This is a genomic window from Allobosea sp. GW821-FHT03A12 (assembly GCF_058986765.1).
This window is the reverse complement of the sequence record NZ_JBYSVZ010000001.1, coordinates 1,265,395-1,282,955: the sequence shown is the minus strand read 5'-3', so window position 1 is coordinate 1,282,955 and position 17,561 is coordinate 1,265,395. Positions and strand designations below refer to the sequence as shown.

The 17,561-nt window shown below is 65.9% G+C and carries 18 protein-coding genes; 7 read left to right on the top strand and 11 right to left on the bottom strand.

What is annotated here, in order from left to right; genetic code table 11:
• Positions 1-11: 11 nt before the first annotated feature.
• The 4 genes from AC3WLC_RS06015 to AC3WLC_RS06000 all read left to right on the top strand — a co-directional run bounded on the left by AC3WLC_RS06015 (position 12) and on the right by AC3WLC_RS06000 (position 4,172).
• Positions 12-1,319 carry an ABC transporter substrate-binding protein gene (locus AC3WLC_RS06015; protein WP_493683011.1) on the top strand — a complete coding sequence of 436 codons (1,308 nt, stop codon included), beginning with the start codon at positions 12-14 and terminating at the stop codon, positions 1,317-1,319.
• A 61-nt stretch (positions 1,320-1,380) separates the two neighbouring features.
• Positions 1,381-2,334 (top strand): carbohydrate ABC transporter permease, encoded by a 954-nt coding sequence (locus tag AC3WLC_RS06010; RefSeq protein WP_493683010.1) that lies wholly within the window; start codon positions 1,381-1,383, stop codon positions 2,332-2,334.
• Positions 2,327-3,232: a carbohydrate ABC transporter permease gene (locus AC3WLC_RS06005; RefSeq protein ID WP_493683009.1), complete on the top strand. Its 906-nt coding sequence runs from the start codon at positions 2,327-2,329 to the stop codon at positions 3,230-3,232. Before AC3WLC_RS06010 ends, AC3WLC_RS06005 begins: the two co-directional genes overlap by 8 nt.
• Before the next feature lie 43 nt (positions 3,233-3,275).
• Positions 3,276-4,172, top strand: coding sequence for an NAD(P)-dependent oxidoreductase (locus AC3WLC_RS06000; protein WP_493683134.1), 897 nt, complete (start codon positions 3,276-3,278; stop codon positions 4,170-4,172).
• Between the two features lie 7 nt (positions 4,173-4,179).
• Here the strand turns inward: AC3WLC_RS06000 and AC3WLC_RS05995 are convergent, their stop codons facing one another.
• A complete protein-coding gene (locus AC3WLC_RS05995) occupies positions 4,180-5,265 on the bottom strand; it encodes a LacI family DNA-binding transcriptional regulator (RefSeq protein WP_493683008.1) in 1,086 nt (361 codons plus the stop codon).
• 104 nt (positions 5,266-5,369) lie between these two features.
• Between AC3WLC_RS05995 and AC3WLC_RS05990 the strand changes: the two genes are divergently transcribed.
• Positions 5,370-6,272, top strand: coding sequence for an NAD(P)-dependent oxidoreductase (locus AC3WLC_RS05990; RefSeq protein ID WP_493683007.1), 903 nt, complete (start codon positions 5,370-5,372; stop codon positions 6,270-6,272).
• Between the two features lie 135 nt (positions 6,273-6,407).
• On the opposite strand, the gene AC3WLC_RS05985 is transcribed toward AC3WLC_RS05990, so the two are convergent.
• From AC3WLC_RS05985 to AC3WLC_RS05965, 5 genes are all read right to left on the bottom strand, one after another.
• Complete coding sequence (locus AC3WLC_RS05985; RefSeq protein WP_493683006.1) at positions 6,408-7,325, bottom strand: DMT family transporter; 918 nt, start codon at positions 7,323-7,325, stop codon at positions 6,408-6,410.
• 109 nt (positions 7,326-7,434) lie between these two features.
• Entirely contained in the window at positions 7,435-7,908 is a 474-nt protein-coding gene (locus AC3WLC_RS05980) for a MarR family winged helix-turn-helix transcriptional regulator (protein ID WP_493683005.1), read from the bottom strand.
• A 93-nt stretch (positions 7,909-8,001) separates the two neighbouring features.
• The gene (locus AC3WLC_RS05975; RefSeq protein WP_493683004.1) at positions 8,002-8,583 is read right to left on the bottom strand and encodes an NAD(P)H-dependent oxidoreductase; all 582 of its coding nucleotides are present in this window, start codon (positions 8,581-8,583) and stop codon (positions 8,002-8,004) included.
• Positions 8,584-8,591: 8 nt separating this feature from the next.
• Complete coding sequence (locus AC3WLC_RS05970) at positions 8,592-10,019, bottom strand: FAD-binding oxidoreductase (protein ID WP_493683003.1); 1,428 nt, start codon at positions 10,017-10,019, stop codon at positions 8,592-8,594.
• Positions 10,016-11,344 (bottom strand): cytosine deaminase, encoded by a 1,329-nt coding sequence (locus AC3WLC_RS05965; protein ID WP_493683002.1) that lies wholly within the window; start codon positions 11,342-11,344, stop codon positions 10,016-10,018. The genes AC3WLC_RS05970 and AC3WLC_RS05965 overlap by 4 nt, the downstream gene beginning before the upstream one ends.
• Before the next feature lie 223 nt (positions 11,345-11,567).
• Between AC3WLC_RS05965 and folD the strand changes: the two genes are divergently transcribed.
• Both folD and AC3WLC_RS05955 read left to right on the top strand, forming a co-directional pair.
• Positions 11,568-12,422, top strand: a complete 855-nt coding sequence (gene folD / locus AC3WLC_RS05960) for a bifunctional methylenetetrahydrofolate dehydrogenase/methenyltetrahydrofolate cyclohydrolase FolD (RefSeq protein WP_493683001.1) — start codon at positions 11,568-11,570, stop codon at positions 12,420-12,422.
• A gap of 101 nt (positions 12,423-12,523) precedes the next feature.
• Complete coding sequence (locus tag AC3WLC_RS05955; RefSeq protein WP_493683000.1) at positions 12,524-13,315, top strand: class I SAM-dependent methyltransferase; 792 nt, start codon at positions 12,524-12,526, stop codon at positions 13,313-13,315.
• Positions 13,316-13,460: 145 nt separating this feature from the next.
• On the opposite strand, the gene lpdA is transcribed toward AC3WLC_RS05955, so the two are convergent.
• The 5 genes from lpdA to odhB all read right to left on the bottom strand — a co-directional run bounded on the left by lpdA (position 13,461) and on the right by odhB (position 17,504).
• Positions 13,461-14,861 (bottom strand): dihydrolipoyl dehydrogenase, encoded by a 1,401-nt coding sequence (gene lpdA / locus AC3WLC_RS05950; protein WP_493682999.1) that lies wholly within the window; start codon positions 14,859-14,861, stop codon positions 13,461-13,463.
• A 21-nt stretch (positions 14,862-14,882) separates the two neighbouring features.
• Positions 14,883-15,311, bottom strand: a complete 429-nt coding sequence (locus AC3WLC_RS05945) for a VOC family protein (protein WP_493682998.1) — start codon at positions 15,309-15,311, stop codon at positions 14,883-14,885.
• Positions 15,312-15,319: 8 nt separating this feature from the next.
• Positions 15,320-15,724: an MAPEG family protein gene (locus AC3WLC_RS05940; RefSeq protein ID WP_493682997.1), complete on the bottom strand. Its 405-nt coding sequence runs from the start codon at positions 15,722-15,724 to the stop codon at positions 15,320-15,322.
• 100 nt (positions 15,725-15,824) lie between these two features.
• Positions 15,825-16,208, bottom strand: a complete 384-nt coding sequence (locus AC3WLC_RS05935; RefSeq protein ID WP_493682996.1) for a hypothetical protein — start codon at positions 16,206-16,208, stop codon at positions 15,825-15,827.
• Positions 16,209-16,220: 12 nt separating this feature from the next.
• Positions 16,221-17,504, bottom strand: coding sequence for a 2-oxoglutarate dehydrogenase complex dihydrolipoyllysine-residue succinyltransferase (gene odhB, locus AC3WLC_RS05930; protein ID WP_493682995.1), 1,284 nt, complete (start codon positions 17,502-17,504; stop codon positions 16,221-16,223).
• Positions 17,505-17,561 lie beyond the last annotated feature (57 nt).

The following is a 17,561-nucleotide window of genomic DNA, read 5'->3' as shown; positions in this document are numbered from 1 at the left end:
GGAGACAAGCGATGAGCATTTCCAGACGTGACGTATTGATCGGCGGCGCGGGCCTTGCGGCCGGCGCCACCCTTGCCGCGCCCTCGATCGCCCAGACCGCCAATATCGAGAAGGGCGCGACGCTGCGGGTGCTGCGCCCGACCAAGTTCGTCGATCCCGACCAGACGATCTTCAACGAGAACACCGAGGCTTTCACCAAGGCGACCGGCGTCCCGGTCCGTGTCGATTATGCCAGCTGGGAGGATCTGCGTCCGCAGACCGCCGTCACCGCCAACACCGGCGCCGGCCCCGATGTCGTCGTCGGCTGGGCCGATGATCCGCACATCTTCGCCGACAAGCTGGTCGACCTGACCGCGGTCGCCGAGGATCTCGGCAAGAAATACGGCGGCTGGTACCCGGTCGCCGAGAAATACGGCAAGAAGGACAAGACCAATACCTGGATTTCGATCCCGATGGGCGGCTCCGGCGGCCCCGCGGTGTACCGCGAATCCTGGGTCAAGGAAGCGGGATTCGACAAGTTCCCGACCGACCATGCCGGTTTCCTCGATCTCTGCCGCAAGCTCAAGGCCAAGGGCCATCCGCCCGGCTTCGCGCTCGGTAACGCCGTCGGCGACGGCAACTCGTTCTGCAACTGGCTGGTCTGGTCGCATGGCGGCTACATGGTCGACGAGAACAACAAGGTCGCGATCAACAGCAAGGAGACGATCGAGGCGCTGAAATACGCCAAGGCTCTCTACGAGACCTTCATCCCCGGCACGCTGTCCTGGCTCGACATCAGCAACAACAAGGCGCTGACCGCCGGCGAAATCGGCCTGACCCAGAACGGCGTCTCGCTCTACTTCTCGATCAAGAACTCGAAGGACGAGAAGACCGCCGAGATCGGCAAGGATCTCAACCACGCGCCGATGCCGATCGGCGCCGGCGTCGGGCGGCCGACCGAGACGGCGCTGGTGATCAACGCCATGGTGTTCAAGCACACCAAGTTCCCGAACGCGGCCAAGGAATATCTCCGCTTCATGATGGAGAAGGAGCAGTACGACAAGTGGCTGACCGGCTGCTTCGGCTACTGGACCCAGCCGCTGAAGGGCTATGCGCAGAGCAAGGTCTGGGAGAGCGATCCCAAGATCCTGGTCTATCGCGATACCTGGGAGCGGGCTCTGTGGAGCGGCTACAAGGGCGCGATCACGGAAGCTGCCGGCACCGTCAACGCCGAATACGTCATGGTCCAGATGGTCGCTTCCGTCTGCGCCGGCCAGGCGACGCCCGAGCAGGCGGCCGCTGAAGCCGAGCGCCGCGCCAAGCGCTACTACCGCACCTGATCCGTCGACACCGTGCCGCCGGGACGACCGGCGGCGCGGCTCCATCACGGGATAAAGCGCCATGACGATTGCGGCGGAGGCCCGGCCCAGACCCCAGCCCGAACAGAGCTGGCTGGTCAGGCTGTTCGACTACAAGCCATTCCTGATCTTCATCTGCCTGCTGCCGGCACTCGGCCTGCTTTTGGTCTTCCTGAGCTATCCGCTCGGCCTCGGCGTCTGGCTCGCCTTCACCGATACGCGCATCGGCCGCAGCGGCATCTTCATCGGCTTCGAGAATTTCGAGTCGCTCTGGAACGACCCGGTCTTCATCACCTCGGTCTGGAACACGCTGCTCTATACGGGCGTCGCGACCGTCGGGAAGTTCGGACTCGGCCTCTGGCTGGCGCTCCTGCTCAACAACAACCTGCCGTTCAAGTCGCTGCTCAGGGCGCTGATCCTGGTGCCCTGGATCGTGCCGACCGTGCTCTCGGCGATCGCCTTCTGGTGGATCTACGATCCGCAGTTCTCGATCATCTCCTATGTTCTGGTCGACGTGCTCGGCTGGCGCGACACCTATATCGATTTCCTCGGTGCCCCCTGGCCGGCACGCTGGTCGCTGATCGCCGCCAATGTCTGGCGCGGCATCCCCTTCGTCGCGATCTCGCTGCTTGCCGGCCTGCAGACCATCTCGCCAACGCTCTACGAGGCGGCGATGCTCGACGGCGCCAATGCCTGGCAGCGCTTCCGGCATGTCACGCTACCGATGCTGATGCCGATCCTGGCGATCGTGCTGACCTTCTCGGTGTTGTTCACCTTCACCGATTTCCAGCTCGTCTACGCCATCACCCGCGGCGGCCCGATCAACTCGACCCATCTGATGGCGACCCTCGCCTTCCAGCGCGGCATCCCGGGCGGCCAGCTCGGCGAGGGCGCGGCGATCGCGGTGGCGATGATCCCCTTCCTCGTTATGGCGACGCTGTTCAGCTACTTCGCGCTCGCCCGCCGCAAATGGCAGCAGGGAGAAGACAATGACTGACCAGGCCGCCCCTGCCCCGCGCCCGCATCTCGTCGACGAGGAGCGGACCGGCGTGATCGACTGGTCCTCGGGACCGCGCCGCTTCATCACGCTCTATCTGCCGCTGTCGATCTTCGTGATCGTGCTGCTGTTCCCGTTCTACTGGATGGCGATCACCGCGATCAAACCGAATGGCGAACTGCTCGACTACAAGAACAACAACCCGTTCTGGGTGAAGTCGCCGACCTTGGACAACATCAACAAGCTGCTGTTCCAGACCGACTACCCGCAATGGCTGCTGACGACGATGACGGTGGCGACGGTCGCGACCGCGCTCTCGCTCTTCGCCAGCGTGCTCGCCGCCTATGCGATCCAGCGCCTGAAGTTCAAGGGCTCGAACTATGTCGGCCTCGCCATCTACCTTGCCTATCTGGTGCCGCCCTCGATCCTGTTCATCCCGCTGGCGACGCTGATCTTCCAGTTCGGGCTGTACGACTCGCAGCTCGCGCTGATCCTGACCTATCCGACTTTCCTGATCCCGTTCTGCACCTGGCTCCTGATCGGCTACTTCAAGTCGATCCCCTACGAGCTCGAGGAATGCGCCATGATCGACGGCGCGACCCGCCTGCAGACGCTCTGGAAGATCACCTTGCCGCTGGCGCTGCCCGGGCTGATTTCGGCCGGCATCTTCGCCTTCACTTTGTCCTGGAACGAATTCATCTACGCGCTCGCCTTCATCCAGTCGGCCGAGAAGAAGACGGTTCCGGTCGCGGTGCTGACCCAGCTGGTCGAGGGCGACGTCTACCATTGGGGCTCGCTGATGGCCGGCGCGCTGCTCGGCTCGATCCCCGTCGCGATTCTCTATTCCTTCTTCGTCGACTACTACGTCGCCTCGATGACGGGTGCGGTGAAGGAGTAGTTCCCGGCGGGCGGCCAGGCCGCCCGCCTTCCAACCAAGGCAAATCGTTGTGACTTCCATCGCCTTCATCGGGCTCGGCGCCATGGGCGCGCCGATGGCCGAGAATCTCGTCAAGCGCCAGTTCCACGTCACCGGCTTCGACATGCGGGAGAGCGCCCGCGCCGCGCTCGTGACAGCCGGCGGAAACGGCGCCGACAGCGCCGCCGCAGCGGCGGAGGACGCCGAGACGCTCGTCCTGATGGTGGTCAACGCCGCCCAGGCCCGCTCCGTCCTGTTCGAGGCCGGCGCGCTCGATGCGCTGGCTCCCGGCGCGGCCATCATCCTGATGGCGACCTGCCCGCCCGGCGAGGTCGAGGCCATTGCCGAGGCCGTCACCAAGACCGGTCGGCATTTCGTCGATGCGCCGGTCTCCGGCGGCGTGAAGGGGGCTCAGGGTGGCACGCTCACCATCATGGTCGGCGCCCCCGCCGACAGCTTCGCCAAGGCCAAGCCCGTACTCGACGCCATGGGCGACAAGGTCTTCCATGTCGGGCAGAAGCCGGGCCAGGGCGCGACGGTGAAGACCGTCAACCAGCTGCTCTGCGGCGTGCATATCGCGGTCGCGGCGGAGGCGCTCTCGCTGGCGCAGAAGGCCGGCATCGACGGCGCGCTGCTGTTCGAGATCATGGGCGGCTCGGCCGCCTCGTCCTGGATGCTGAGGGATCGCGGCCCGCGCATGCTCGAGGACGAGCCACCGGTCGCCAGCGCCGTCGACATCTTCGTCAAGGATCTCGGCATCGTCCTCGATGCCGGGCGCGCCGCCAAGGCGGCCCTGCCGCTCGCTGCGGCCGCGCACCAGATGTTCCTCGCCGCCTCGGGCCTCGGCCATGGCGGACGCGACGACTCGCATGTGGTCCGCGCCTATCGGGCGCTGAACCGCAAGCCGGACAATGATGCTTGATCCAGCTTCAGCGCCGCGCCTTCGGCGGCGCCGTGGTCCCGCGCACCACCAGCTCCGGCGTCAGCACGGCGCGCTGCGGCGGCGCCGACGGATCGGCGATCCGGTTGATCAGCATCTCCGCGGTCCTGCGGCCCATCTCGTCCTGGAAATTCTTGATCGTGGTCAGCCCAGGATACCACTGCGCCGCCTCCTGCACGTCGTCGCAGCCGATCAGCGAGAAATCGCTGCCGGCCTCGAGCCCGCGATGGCGCAGCCCGAGCATGGCGCCGAAGGCGGCGAGATCGTTGAAGCAGACCGCGGCAGTCGGCGGATTCGTAGCGTCGAGCACCTTCTGGACGCCCTTCAGCCCGTTCTCGCGCGTGCCATAGGCCGAGTAGACGATCGTCGGATCGAGCGGCAGGCCATGCTTGGCCAGGGTCTCGCAATAGCCACGATAGCGGTTGCGCCCGGTCGAGATCAGCGGGCTCTCGCCGAGGAAGGCGATGCGGGTGTGGCCGAGGCCGATCAGATGCTCGACCGCCAGCACCGTGCCGTGCCGGTCGTCCGAGCCGACGAAGTCGAGCCCGATGCCGGGGATCTCGCGCGAGAGCTGCACCAGCGGCACTTGCGCCGCCATCAGGTGCTGCAAGGTCTCGGCCGTGGTACCGCCGGCCGGGCAGATGATCATGCCGTCGGGGCGATATTCCTTGAGCGTGGTGAGGACGCGGTCCTGCCGCTGCAGGTTCTCGGCATAGGTCCCGAGCAGGATCGAGCGGCCATGCGCGGCCGCCGTTTCCTCGATCGCCGCGAGCAGCTCGGCGAAATAGGGATTGGTGATGTCGTGGAAGCCGACGCCGAGGATATTGGTCCGGTCGGTCCGCAGCGAAGCCGCACTGCGATTGTAGCTGTAGCCCATCTCGCGCGCGATCTGCTGCACCCGCAGGCGTGTGCCGTCGGCGACCAGCGGGCTTTCGCGCAAAGCGAGCGAGACCGTCGCGGTCGAGACCTCCAGCCGGTCGGCGATGATCTGCAAGGTAACGCGACCTCGGCCACCCGGTTTGACGCCCGCCTTACCCGCCCCCGAAGGGTCGCGCGAGTGTCCGTCATTCGCCATCGATCGCTTCTCCTGAAGCCGGTAAGCCGATGCATTCAACCAGTTCTTGGCCAAATCGTTCCGCATTGCATTGTTCCATCTCATAGAATTCGGAGAAACTGAAGATGAGCGCGACTAAAGAATCGATCGGCTTCATCGGTGTCGGTTACATGGGTCAGGGCATGGCGAGTTGCATTCTCGCCAAGGGCTTCCCCCTCACCGTCATGGGCCACCGCAATCGCAGGCCCGTCGAAGAGCTCAAGGCGGCGGGTGCGGCGGAGGCCGCCACGCCGAAGGAGCTCGCCGGCAAGGCAAGCATCATCTTCCTCTGCGTCACCGGCTCGCCACAGGTCGAGCAGGTGATCAACGGACCGGACGGCATCGCCGCCGGCGCCAAACCCGGCACGGTCATCGTCGACTGCTCGACTTCCGACCCGGTCTCGACGATCGCTCTGGCGGAACGGCTGGCTGCCATCGGCCTGCACCTCTGCGACGCTCCGCTCGGCGGAACACCCGCCCAGGCGAAGCTCGGTCAACTCTCCACGATGATTGGCGCGGACAGTGGCGTTTTCGAGCGCATCCGCCCGGTCTGCGAAGCCTGGGCCCAGAAGATCGTGCATCTCGGCCCCGTCGGCGACGGCCACAAGATGAAGCTGCTCAACAACTTCCTCTCCCTCGGCTACGGCGCCATCTACGCGGAGGCGCTGACGCTGGCACAGAAGGTTGGCATCACCCCGCAGACCTTCGACAGCGTCATCACCGGCGGGCGCATGGAGTGCGGCTTCTACCGGACCTTCATGCAATACGTGCTGGAGCGCGATCCGGATGCGCACAAGTTCACGCTTTCCAACGCGCTGAAGGATGTGCGCTATCTGGAGAGCCTCGCCAACGCCGCCGGTGTTCCCAATCCGGTCGGCGGCGCCGTCAAGAACGTCTATGCGGCGGCCGTCGCCAGCGGCAAGGGCGAGGACTATGTGCCGATGCTCTCTGATTTCGTCGCTGCGCAGAGCAAGGTCTCGCTCGGCTGAGCCCGGCGCCTGTGCCATGGCGGGACGCGCCCGGGCCACATCTGTGCCGAACGCGGTAGCCGGTAGCCAGTTGCGGTGCCAAACCGTCATCATGGCCTCCATCCACGGATGGAGGCTTCAAGAACCGTGCCTGGGTCAGTCGAGCCGGGCCGAGCCTTCGGGCACGTGCCGCACGCGCTCGCGATAGAGCAAATAGAGGCCCGACGCGATGACGATCGCCGCTCCGATGAAGGTGAAGCGGTCGGGGATCTGGCCGAAGACGAACCAGCCGAGCAGGATCATCCAGACGATCTGGGAATAGATGAACGGCGCCAGGATCGTCGCCGGCGCCCGCTGATGCGCCAGGATCAGGAGCCAATGGCCGAGCGCGCCGAAGAAACCGGTGCCGCACATCAGCAGCCAGCTCTGCCAATCCTGCGGCCATGACCAGTACAGCGGCAGCAGCGGCAACATGATCACCACCCCGCCGATGCCGGAATAGAACATCGTCGTCTGCGGCGAGTCGCTTGAGGCCAGCATCCGCGTCGACAGGGCATAGAAGGCGTAGCAGAAGCAACCGCAGACGCTGAGCAGGGCTGCGGGATGCAGGCCGCCGAGCCCCGGCCGCGTCACTACGAGGACACCGAGGAAGCCGACGCCGATCGCGATCAGCCGGCGCGGCCCGGCCCACTCCCCGAGCAAGGGCCCCGCCAGCAGCGCGACCAGCAGCGGCGCCGCGAACATGATCGAGACCGTCTCGGCCAATTGCAGATATTGCAGGGCGACGAAGTTGAGCGCGGTCGAGCCGAGCAGCAGCAGCGAGCGGAAGCCCTGCAGCCAGGGCCGCTTGGTCCGGGTGATACCGGGATGGCTCCAGGGATTGAGCAGGAGCGACACCAGCGCGACGCTGATCACATAACGCGCCAGCACGACCTGCATCGGGTGCATCGTGCTGCCGAGCCATTTCGCACAGGTGTCGAGCAGCGAAAAGCAGACGATCGCCCCACTCATCAGGGCGATGGCGGTCAGGCGTGTCCGGCGCGTATCCGGAAGCGGAGCGGGAGCGGCCGACAAGCGCGGGTTCCGTCATGCTCTGGAGGAATGACGGACCATCAATGAACCGATTTAAGACTTGAAACCAGCCCGCCAGCGCATGCGAGTCATGCCGCTGGCGCGTTCGGTCTCAGGCCGCGTCTTCGGCCTCGTCCTCGGCATCCTCGACATCGGCGCCGGCCTTGGACAGGCCCTTCGATGCCTTGCGCAGCAGCTTGCGCAATTGCTTGCGCTCCTTGGCGTCGAGCTTTTCGAGCAGCTCTTCCTCGACCTGGTTCCAGACCGCATCGAGCGCCGCCGCGGTCTTCTGACCGTTCTCGGTCAGCGCCACCTGCACCAGCCGGCCGTCGCGGCCGCCGCCCTCGCGCGTCACCAGCCCCTGCAGCGAGAGCCGGCCGATCGTCTTGGACACGGTCGGCGGCTTGACCCGCAGCAGCGTCGCAAGCTCGCCCATCGTCATCGGGGCGCTTTGCAGGGATTTCAGCGCCTGTTCCTGGCCCGGAAAGAGCCCGAGCGCATTGAGGCGCTCGCCCATCCGTGCCCTGTGGAGCCGCGCCGTCACCAGCAAGGCACGGCCGACGCTTTTTTCGAGGGACTTGGTCATGAGCCGGCCCTTGGAAAAGGTTGCGGATACTTTTCGCCGGCTGTGCAATCGCCCGCCTTCATGACAGGCCGATGACAATTGTCAGACAGGCTCTTAAATCCGTGCGATTTCCTGCTCGACCCTGGCGAGAAAAGCCGCCCGGCTCTGCGGCGTCGACCGGTTCATGTCGTAATGCGCGAGATAGGAGACCTGCGCCGCCGGATGGCAGACCGCCCGCAAGCCGCGCTTGATCTGCCGGCGTGGCGGATCGCCCATCAGTAACGTCCGCCAGCGCGAGCCGCCATAGCTCGTCACTGTCATCAGCCGGCGAATATTCCAGAGATTCGGCCGAACCGAGCCGTCGACCAGCTTGAACGAAACGCCCGGCAGGAAGACGCGGTCAAAATAGCCCTTCATGATCGCGGGATAGCCGTAGTTCCATACCGGGAAGCACAGGAACAGCGCTTCCGCCCGCAGTAGACGCTCGACATAGCCGGCTACATTTGTCCGGTTGCTGGCGAGATCATGATAGCCGACGCGCTCCTCGCGGCTCAGCACCGGATCGAAGCCTTCGGCATAGAGGTCGCAATCATCGACCTCGTGCCCAGCCCGGCGCAAGCCGGAGACGAGCGTCTCATGCACCGCCGCCCCGAAGCTGTTGGGATCGGGGTGGGCGTAGAGGACGAGCGCGCGCATCGGCTAGCTCAGGCGCCCACGCCGGCTTCGCCGAGCGCCTTGAACAGGAAGGTCTTGCCCGAGCGGTAGTCGTAGTTCGGGTCTTCCCAGGCGATCATCTTGCCGGGATTGAGCAGCCCCTGCGGATCGGCCTCGCGCTTGAAGGCGAGCTGGACCTCGTCGGTCTGCTTCATCCCGCCCTCCTCCAGCGTGTAGCGGTGCGGGTTGAAGATCGGGGCGCCCATCTCCTCATGGATCGCCATGATCTCCTCCAGCCGCTCCTCGCTGGTGAAGCGCACCAGCGGCAGGCCGAAGCAGGTGATCTTGCCGTCGAAGCGGACGAATTCGAGATGGCAGGTGACCTCGTCGCCGAAGCGGGCATGGATCTTGTCGACGAGATCGACCTGGTTCGGGAAGGGATAGAGCACCTGCAGATAGGTGATCGACGGATCGACGCGCAGCGCCCGCAAGGTGGTGTGGTTCCAGCCGAGCTCGAAGGTCGGAGGCAACCCCTTTGCCTCCTCGGCCGTCAATTTGTCAGAGCGCATCAGCAGCTGCGAGCCGCCGAAGCGGCGGGCGAAGGCGAGCATGGATTCGACCGCGAAATCGGCGACCATGATCATGACGCAATGGCTGTCGCGCGGCAGGAACTTCCTGTGGCGCAGGAAGTAATCGTGCGGCGCGGGTGCGGCGACCACGGCAAGGTTCTTCAGCGCCAACCCGTCCTGTTCGCCGAGCGCGTTGGCAAATTCCGCCGCAGCGCGCAGATCGCCAAAACCGAGGATGACGTCGACCCAGGCATAGGCCGGGCCGAGCGGCATCTCGACCTCAGTGATGATGCCGTTGGTGCCATAGGCATGCGCGACCTTGTGCAGGTCTTCGCCCTGCAGCTCGAGGATGCGCGGCGCTCCTTCCATGGTCGCGACGCGCAGCGAGATGATGTTGCCCCAGTCGCGCAGACCGCCCCATTTGATCGAGCCGACACCGCCCGAACCACCAGCGATGAAGCCGCCGATCGAAGCGGTATGATAGGTCGAGGGATGCAGCCGGATCTCCTGGCGCGAATGAGCCCGCGTCTCCTGGTCGATCTTCGCCAGCACGGCGCCGGGCTCGGCGACATAGCGGCCAGCCTCGATGCTGGTCACCTTGTTGAAGCCGGCAAGGTCGAGCACGATCCCGCCCGAAAGCGGCATCGCCTGGCCGTAATTCCCGGTGCCGGTGCCGCGCGGCGTCACCGGAATGCCGAGGGCATGCGCGGCTGAGAGCGTCTCCAGCACCTGCGCCTCGCTCGTCGGCGAGACGATGATGTCGGCGACGACGTGGTCGAGCTGGCGCTTCAGCTTCGGCGAGTACCAGAAGAAGTCGCGGCTCTTCTGCTTGACCAGAGCCGGATTGTCCTCGGTGCGGATGCCGTTCAGGCGGCGCTTCAGGGCGTCGATGTCGTAGCGTGCGGTCATGCGGAGCGGCTCATCAGGTGATCGAGTTCACGGTAATCGGGCAAGGTTCGGTCGATCGCGCGGCCATCGACCAGGACCGTCCGGTCGGCCTGCGGCCTGGCGAAGAATTCAGTCCAGTCGCGGGCGCGGGTCAGGATCAGGTCGGCAGGACCGCCCACCGCGGTGCGACCCGCGCTCGCAAGCCCCATGATCTCGGCCGGCGTCGCCGCGACCCCCCTCGCCCAGTCGCGGTCGGAATGGTCGAGCTGGAGAATGCGAGTGCCCTCGCGCAGCGTCTCGACAAGGTCGAGATCGCCATAGGCGTAGAACGGATCACGGGTGTTGTCCGAGGCGATCGTCACCGGCACGGCCGCCGCCTTCAGTTCATGTAGCGCGGTGACGCCGCGCCAGCGTGGCGTGCGCCCACGCTGGCGGTCCTGCAGGTACATGTTGCACATCGGCAGCGAGACCACGGCGATGCCGGCTTCGCGGACCTTGGCGATGATGCGCGCCTCGTCTTGCGGCTGCTGCAATGAAAGCGAGCAGCAATGCCCCGCCAGGATCCGGCCCTGGAAGCGATGGCGCAGCGCCGCATCGGCGATGTGCTCGAGCGAGCGTGCTGAGGGATCGTTGGTCTCGTCGACATGGAAATCGAGATCGAAACCGTTTTCGATCGCCGTCCGGAACAGCGTGTCGAGGGCGGCGTCCAGCTCCGGCACCATATAGGTGACGGCGCCGAGCAGACTGTCGCCGTGATCGGTCACGGCCTTCACGATCGCCTGCATATGCGCGGGATCGGCGACAGCATCGATGCCGAACAGTGGCGAAGCCTGCAGCGCAATCCGCCCGGCCCATTCGGCGCGCAACTCGGCATAGACCGGCCAAGAGATGCCGATCTGCTTGCCGAGCGAGTCGAGATGGGTGCGGATCGCCGCCGTGCCATGGGCATAGGCACAGCGCAGGCCGAATTCCATGCGCGCCCGCACGTCGTCAGCCGACCAGTTCGCCTCTCGATCGGCCGCGACCGCGCTCAGCGCGCCCATGAAGCTGCCGTCCGGATTGGGCCGGCGCGGCCAGATATGGCCCTTGTCGAGATGGGTGTGGATATCGACCAGCCGCGGCAGCGCGATGCCGCCATTGAGATCGAACGAAGGCAAGGCATCGAGTGCAGGCGTGCCCGCCGGCAGGAGCGAGGCGATGCCGCCATCCTCGACGGCGATGTCCAGCAGCGCCAGGCCGTCGCGATCACCAGCCAGGCTGCTCGCCTCGACCAGGCAGGCAGGCGCCCTGGCATTGCGCAGCACATAGCTGCCTGAGGCCGGGATCGCTGCAAAGCCGGTGGTCACGTCAGTCGTCTCCGGCTTGCAAGCCGCCTTCTGAATCACCTGAGGACCATGCTGGCTCGGCGCGCCCCGATCAAGCGGCGCCGGCGACATCCCCGCCCGCTTCGCATTCAAGGCACGACGGCCCTTGTCCGTTCTGTCGCGATGCAGCAAGAGAGCGGCGCAGGGCATCAAACCGGAAACAAGGATCCGCTTTTCGATCCGATGCCTCACCAAGGAGTTGGTCATGACGGCACGCATCATCGACGGCAAGGCCGCGGCTGCAGAGTTGCGGGCCGAAATCGGCCGCGAGGTCGCGGCTCTCAAGGCCGCCGGCAAGCCAGTGCCCGGCCTGCATGTCGTGCTCGTCGGCGAGGACCCTGCCAGCAAGGTCTATGTCGCCTCCAAGGAGAAGCTTGCGGCCGAGATCGGCATGAACTCGGTCGCCCATCGCCTGCCGGCGGAGACGACCGAAGCGGCGCTGCTCGCCAAGATCGCCGAGCTCAACGCCGATGACGGCGTCGATGGCATCCTCGTCCAGCTGCCGCTGCCCAAGCATATCGACACCGGCCGCATCATCGATGCCATCGACCCCGCCAAGGATGTCGACGGCCTCCACCCGATCAATGCCGGCCTGCTCGCCGGCGGCAAGAACGGCCTTGTGCCCTGCACGCCGCTCGGCTGCATGCTTCTGCTGAAGCAGACGCTGCCCTCGCTGTCGGGGCTGGAAGCAGTCGTCATCGGCCGCTCCGAGCTGGTCGGCCGGCCGGTGGCGCAATTGCTGCTGCAGGCCGACTGCACCGTCACCATCGCCCATTCGCGCACGCGCGACCTGCCGGCCGTGGTGAAGCGTGCCGACATCGTCGTCGCTGCCGTCGGCCGGCCGCGCATGGTCAAGGGCGACTGGATCAAGCCGGGCGCGACCGTGATCGATGTCGGCATCAACCGCATGCCCGACGGCAAACTCGCCGGCGACGTCGATTATGCCGAGGTGGCGCAGGTCGCCGGCGCGATCACGCCGGTTCCCGGGGGCGTCGGCCCAATGACCATCGCCTGCCTGCTGCGCAACACGCTGACCGCCTATCGCACCCGGCGCGGATAGCTCGGATGTCGACGCTCGCGTTAACTATAGATTAACCAAGAATTTGTGCGGCGCCGCAGGCGGGAGCATGGTCGGGCTCTCGAACGAAGCGGAGGCGCGCCATGCACGCCACGACCATCGACATCGCCCGGCACAATGCCGACCTGTTCGACCGAAGCGAGATCGCCGAATGGTACGGCGGGCAGAGTCTGTTTGCCTCCGAGGCGGTGATCCTCGAGCGCTTCCGAGACGCCTATGCCGGCAAGCGCCTGCTCGATCTCGGCGTTGGCTCCGGTCGCACCACGGGAGCGCTGCTGCCTGACGTCGCCGACTATGTCGGGATCGACAAGGCCGAGGCGATGCTCGCCGTCGCCCGGCGTCGCTTTCCGGGTGCGACCTTTCTCGACATGGATGTCCGCGCGATCAGTGAGTTCGGGCCGGGACGCTTCGATTTCGTGCTCGGCGCCCTCGCCATCCTCAGCGCCTTCGATCACGCCGAGCGCCTCGGCGTCATCGCGAGCGTGCACCAGGTGCTGGCGCCCGGCGGCGTCTTCGCCTTCTCCTTCCACAATCGCACCTGGAGCCGCGCCGGCGGCATGCCGCTGCACGCTCGCTCCTGGCATCCGCGCGAGATCGTGAACTCGGTGCATCCGCAGAGCTGGATCAACTATCTGCGCCTGCGGCCCTTCGCGCATGAAGAGGCCGACTACGCCATCCATGTCGACCCTGCCCATCGCTGGAGCGGGCTGTTCTATTTCATCGACCTGGCGACTCAGGAGCGCCAGCTTGAGGCAGCCGGCTTCGAGATACTCTCTCGCTTCGGCGAGGACGGTCGCCCGCTCGCCGCGGGCGACGATACCAGCCGCGACGGGCTCCTGAACCTCGTCTGCAAAAAGGCCGGCGCGCCACACTGACGCGCCTGTCGCGCCGGGCGGAATTTGTAAGCTCCGTCATGGTCGGGCTTGACCCGGCCATCTCAGGACGAGAAGCCGCTCTATTCTGCACGAGATTCCCGGGTCGGCGCTGCGCGCCGCCCGAGAATGACGTGAATACCCGCGATCACATATGAATCGGGCGCTTGTCGACGGCGAGCGCCGCTTCCTTGACCGCCTCGGCCAGCGTCGGATGGGCGTGGCAGGTGCGGGCGAGGTCCTCGGCCGAGCCGCCGAACTCCATCAGCACCGTCACCTCGGCGATCAGGTCGCCGGCATGCGGGCCGATGATGTGGCAGCCGAGCACGCGGTCGGTCGTCGCGTCCGCGAGGAACTTGACGAAGCCGTCGGTGTGCCGCATCGCGCGCGCCCGGCCATTGGCCGTGAACGGGAACTTGCCGACCTTGTAGGCGATGCCTGCGGCCTTGAGCTCCTCCTCGGTCTTGCCGATCGCGGCGACCTCGGGGGCGGTGTAGACGATGCCGGGAATGGCGTCGTAGTTCACATGGCCATGCTTGCCGGCGAGGATCTCGGCGACGGCGACGCCCTCATCCTCGGCCTTGTGCGCCAGCATCGGCCCGCGCACCACATCGCCGATCGCATAGATGCCCGGGACATTGGTCTGGAAATGGTCATCGATGACGACGCGGCCGCGCTCGGTCGCGACGCCGGCCTTGTCGAGGCCGAGTCCGTCCGTGTTCGGACGCCGGCCGATCGCGACCAGCACGATGTCGGCATTGAGAGTCTTGGCTTCGCCGCCAGCGGCCGGCTCGACCGTGACGGTGGCGCCACCCTTCTTGGCCACGTCGACCTTGGTGACCTTCGAGCCGAGATGGAAGGTGAAACCCTGCTTCTGCAGGATGCGCTGGAACTGCTTGGCGATCTCGTCATCCATGCCGGGCAGGATGCGGTCGAGATACTCGACCACCGTCACCTTCGCGCCGAGCCGGGCCCAGACCGAGCCGATCTCCAGGCCGATCACGCCGGCGCCGACCACCAGCAGCTCCTTCGGCACGCCGGAGAGTTCGAGCGCGCCGGTCGAGGTCACCACCGTCTTCTCGTCGGTCGTGACGCCCGGCAGCGCCGCCGATTCCGAGCCGGTGGCGATGACGATGTTCTTGGTCTCGAGTTCCTGCGTCTTGCGGTCCTCGCTGGTGACGACGACCTTGCCGGCAGCCGGGATCGAGGCGGTGCCGTGGAACGGGTCGATCTTGTTCTTCTTCAGCAGGAAGGCGACGCCGTTGACGTTGGCATCGATGGTCTCCTGCTTGTGGACCATCATCTGCTTCAGATCGAGCTTCGGCTTGCCGACATTGATGCCGAGGCTCTCGAAGGTGTGGCCGGCCTCCTCGAACATCTCGGAGGCGTGCAGCAGCGCCTTGGACGGGATGCAGCCGACGTTCAGACAGGTGCCGCCATGGGTCTTGCGCTTCTCGACCACCGCGACCTTGAGGCCGAGCTGGGCGGCGCGGATGGCGCAGACATAGCCGCCGGGGCCGGTTCCGATGACGACGAGATCGTAGGACATGGTCTCTCTTTCAGTCTGTTCTTATGAGTTTTGCGCCAATGGCGCGTTGAAGGCCCAGATATGGCCGAAGAGGTCGCGCACGCGCGCATAACGGGCGCCCCAGAACACATCGCTCGCCGGCATGACGACATCGGCACCGACCGCCTGCGCCCGGGCGATCGCGGCATCGACATCGGCAGGCGTCGGCAGGTTGATGCTGATCGTCACGCTGGCGCCGCTGCGCGAATTCGGCGCCAGCACATCGCCGCCGAATTCGGGGAACTCGTCATGAAGCATCACCTCGCCGCCGAACAGGGCGAGGTTGGCATGCATCACGCGGTGGCCGTCATCCGCCATCGCCTTGAAAGTGCATTGCGCGCCAAAAGCCTTCTCGTAGAAGGCAATCGCATCAATGCCGCCCCTGACGCAGATATGCGCCTGGATCGGCGGCGGGTTGGGTCCGAAAGCCATGCTCCGCCTCAACCCATCAGCCTGATCAGCATCATCACCAGTCCGATGATCGAGGCGAGCCAGACGAAGGTGCGGATGACAGGAATACCGGTGGCGTAAAGCCCGACATAGACAACCCGGCACGCCAGATAGAGCCAGGCGCCGGTCGCGCCGATGCCGCCGGCCTTGCCGGTGACCGCCAGCGCCAGCGCCAACGCGACGAAGGCCGGATAGCTCTCGAGCAGATTGGCGAGCGCGCGCTTCAGCCGCCGCGCCAGGATGCTGGCGCTCTCGCGCGCTTCGTCGCGTGGGCTGAACAGATATTGCGGGCCGAGGTCTCCGGACGTCCCGGCCTGCAGCACGATCTGGAGCAGCAGGAGCACGACGCTCCAACCGAGAACCGTGATTTCCGTCGTTGCAGCGATCGCAGTCATGCCAACCTCCCCGCCTCATGCCTCACCGGCACAGTCCGCACTGACGTCGCCCACGATAGCGCTGCGATCGGATCGCGGACCATCTGGCGGTCACCCAACTTCAACGCGTCGGCATCAAACGTGTCAGGGCCGTCGGCGCGAGCGCCAGAAGTCCGACGATATCGGCGATCACGATCTTCGTAATGGCAGGGCCATAACCGCCGACCATGAACGCTATCACGATGAAACTCGCCATGCTTGCGCCCGCAACGAGCACCGCCACGGTGCGCAGCCCCGGGCGAAGGGCGGCTGCCAGCAGCAACAACCCCACAAGGCCGAACAGGACGGCACGGTGCCGCAGCAGGATTTCGAGATCGGGATTGGCGATCTCGAAACCGTAGAGCGCACGCAGCCAGCTGGCCCCGGCTACGCCGATCGTCGGCAGCAGGTTGACGATACCGGCAATGACCAGACCGATCGGGACCAGTTTCGCCGGTATTGCCATCTCAGCAAGGTCTCAGAGGTCGAGCACGAGACGCGCCGGATCCTCCAGGCCTTCCTTGACACGGACGAGGAAGGTCACGGCTTCCTTGCCGTCGATGATGCGGTGGTCGTAGGAGACCGCCAGATACATCATCGGGCGGATCTCGATCTTGCCGCCGACGACCATCGGCCGCTCCTGGATCTTGTGCATGCCCAGGATCGCCGATTGCGGCGCGTTCAGGATCGGGGTCGACATCAGCGAGCCGTAAACGCCGCCATTCGAGATGGTGAAGGTGCCGCCCTGCATCTCCTCGATCTTGAGGGCGCCGTCGCGGGCCTTCTTGCCGAACTCGCCGATCTTCTTCTCGACGCCGGCGATGGAGAGCTCGTCCGCATCGCGCACCACCGGCACGACCAGGCCCTTGTCGGTGCCGACGGCGACGCCGATGTGGTAGTAGTTCTTGTAGACGATGTCGGTGCCGTCGATCTCGGCGTTGACGGCCGGGATCTCCTTCAGCGCCTGCACGCAGGCCTTCACGAAGAAGCCCATGAAGCCGAGCTTCACGCCGTGCTTTTTCTCGAACACGTCCTTGTACTGGTTGCGCAGCGCCATCACGTTGGTCATGTCCACCTCGTTGAAGGTGGTCAGCATGGCGGCGTTGGTCTGCGCTTCCTTGAGGCGGCGCGCGATGGTCTGGCGCAGCTTGGTCATCTTCACGCGCTCTTCACGCGAGGCGTCGTCCGGAGCCGACGGGGCGCGAACCTGGACCGGAGCGGCGGGCGCCGCTGCGGTGACGGCCGGGCCGGCCGCGATCGCAGCCAGCATGTCGCCCTTGGTGACGCGGCCATCCTTGCCGGAAGCAGCGACCTTCGAGGGGTCGACGCCGCTCTCGGCGGCGAGGCGCGAAACGGCCGGGCCGGAATCGGCCGCCTTGGTTGCCGGTTTCACAGGCGTGGCACCGGCGACTTCGCCGGCCTTCTTCTGGGCGTCGGCCGAGGTCTCGGCGCCGGCCTTGCCAGCGGCCTGCGCCACGGCTGCATCCGCCTTCTTTTCGGCCGGAGCGGCTGCCGCCTTGCCGTCGCCGGCGGCGATGGTGCCGAGCAGCGCGCTGACGCCGACGGTCTCGCCTTCCTTGGCGACGATCTCGCCGAGCACGCCCGCGGCCGGAGCGTTGACTTCTAGCGTCACCTTGTCGGTCTCGAGCTCGACCAAGGGCTCGTCCGCCTTCACCGCGTCGCCGGGCTTCTTGAACCACTTGCCGATGGTCGCCTCGGAGACGGATTCGCCGAGGGTCGGAACGCGGATTTCGGTCGCCATGTCAGGCCTCTTCTCGTGTCTTTATTGTCTGAGCATGATCCCGAAAAGTGGAAACCG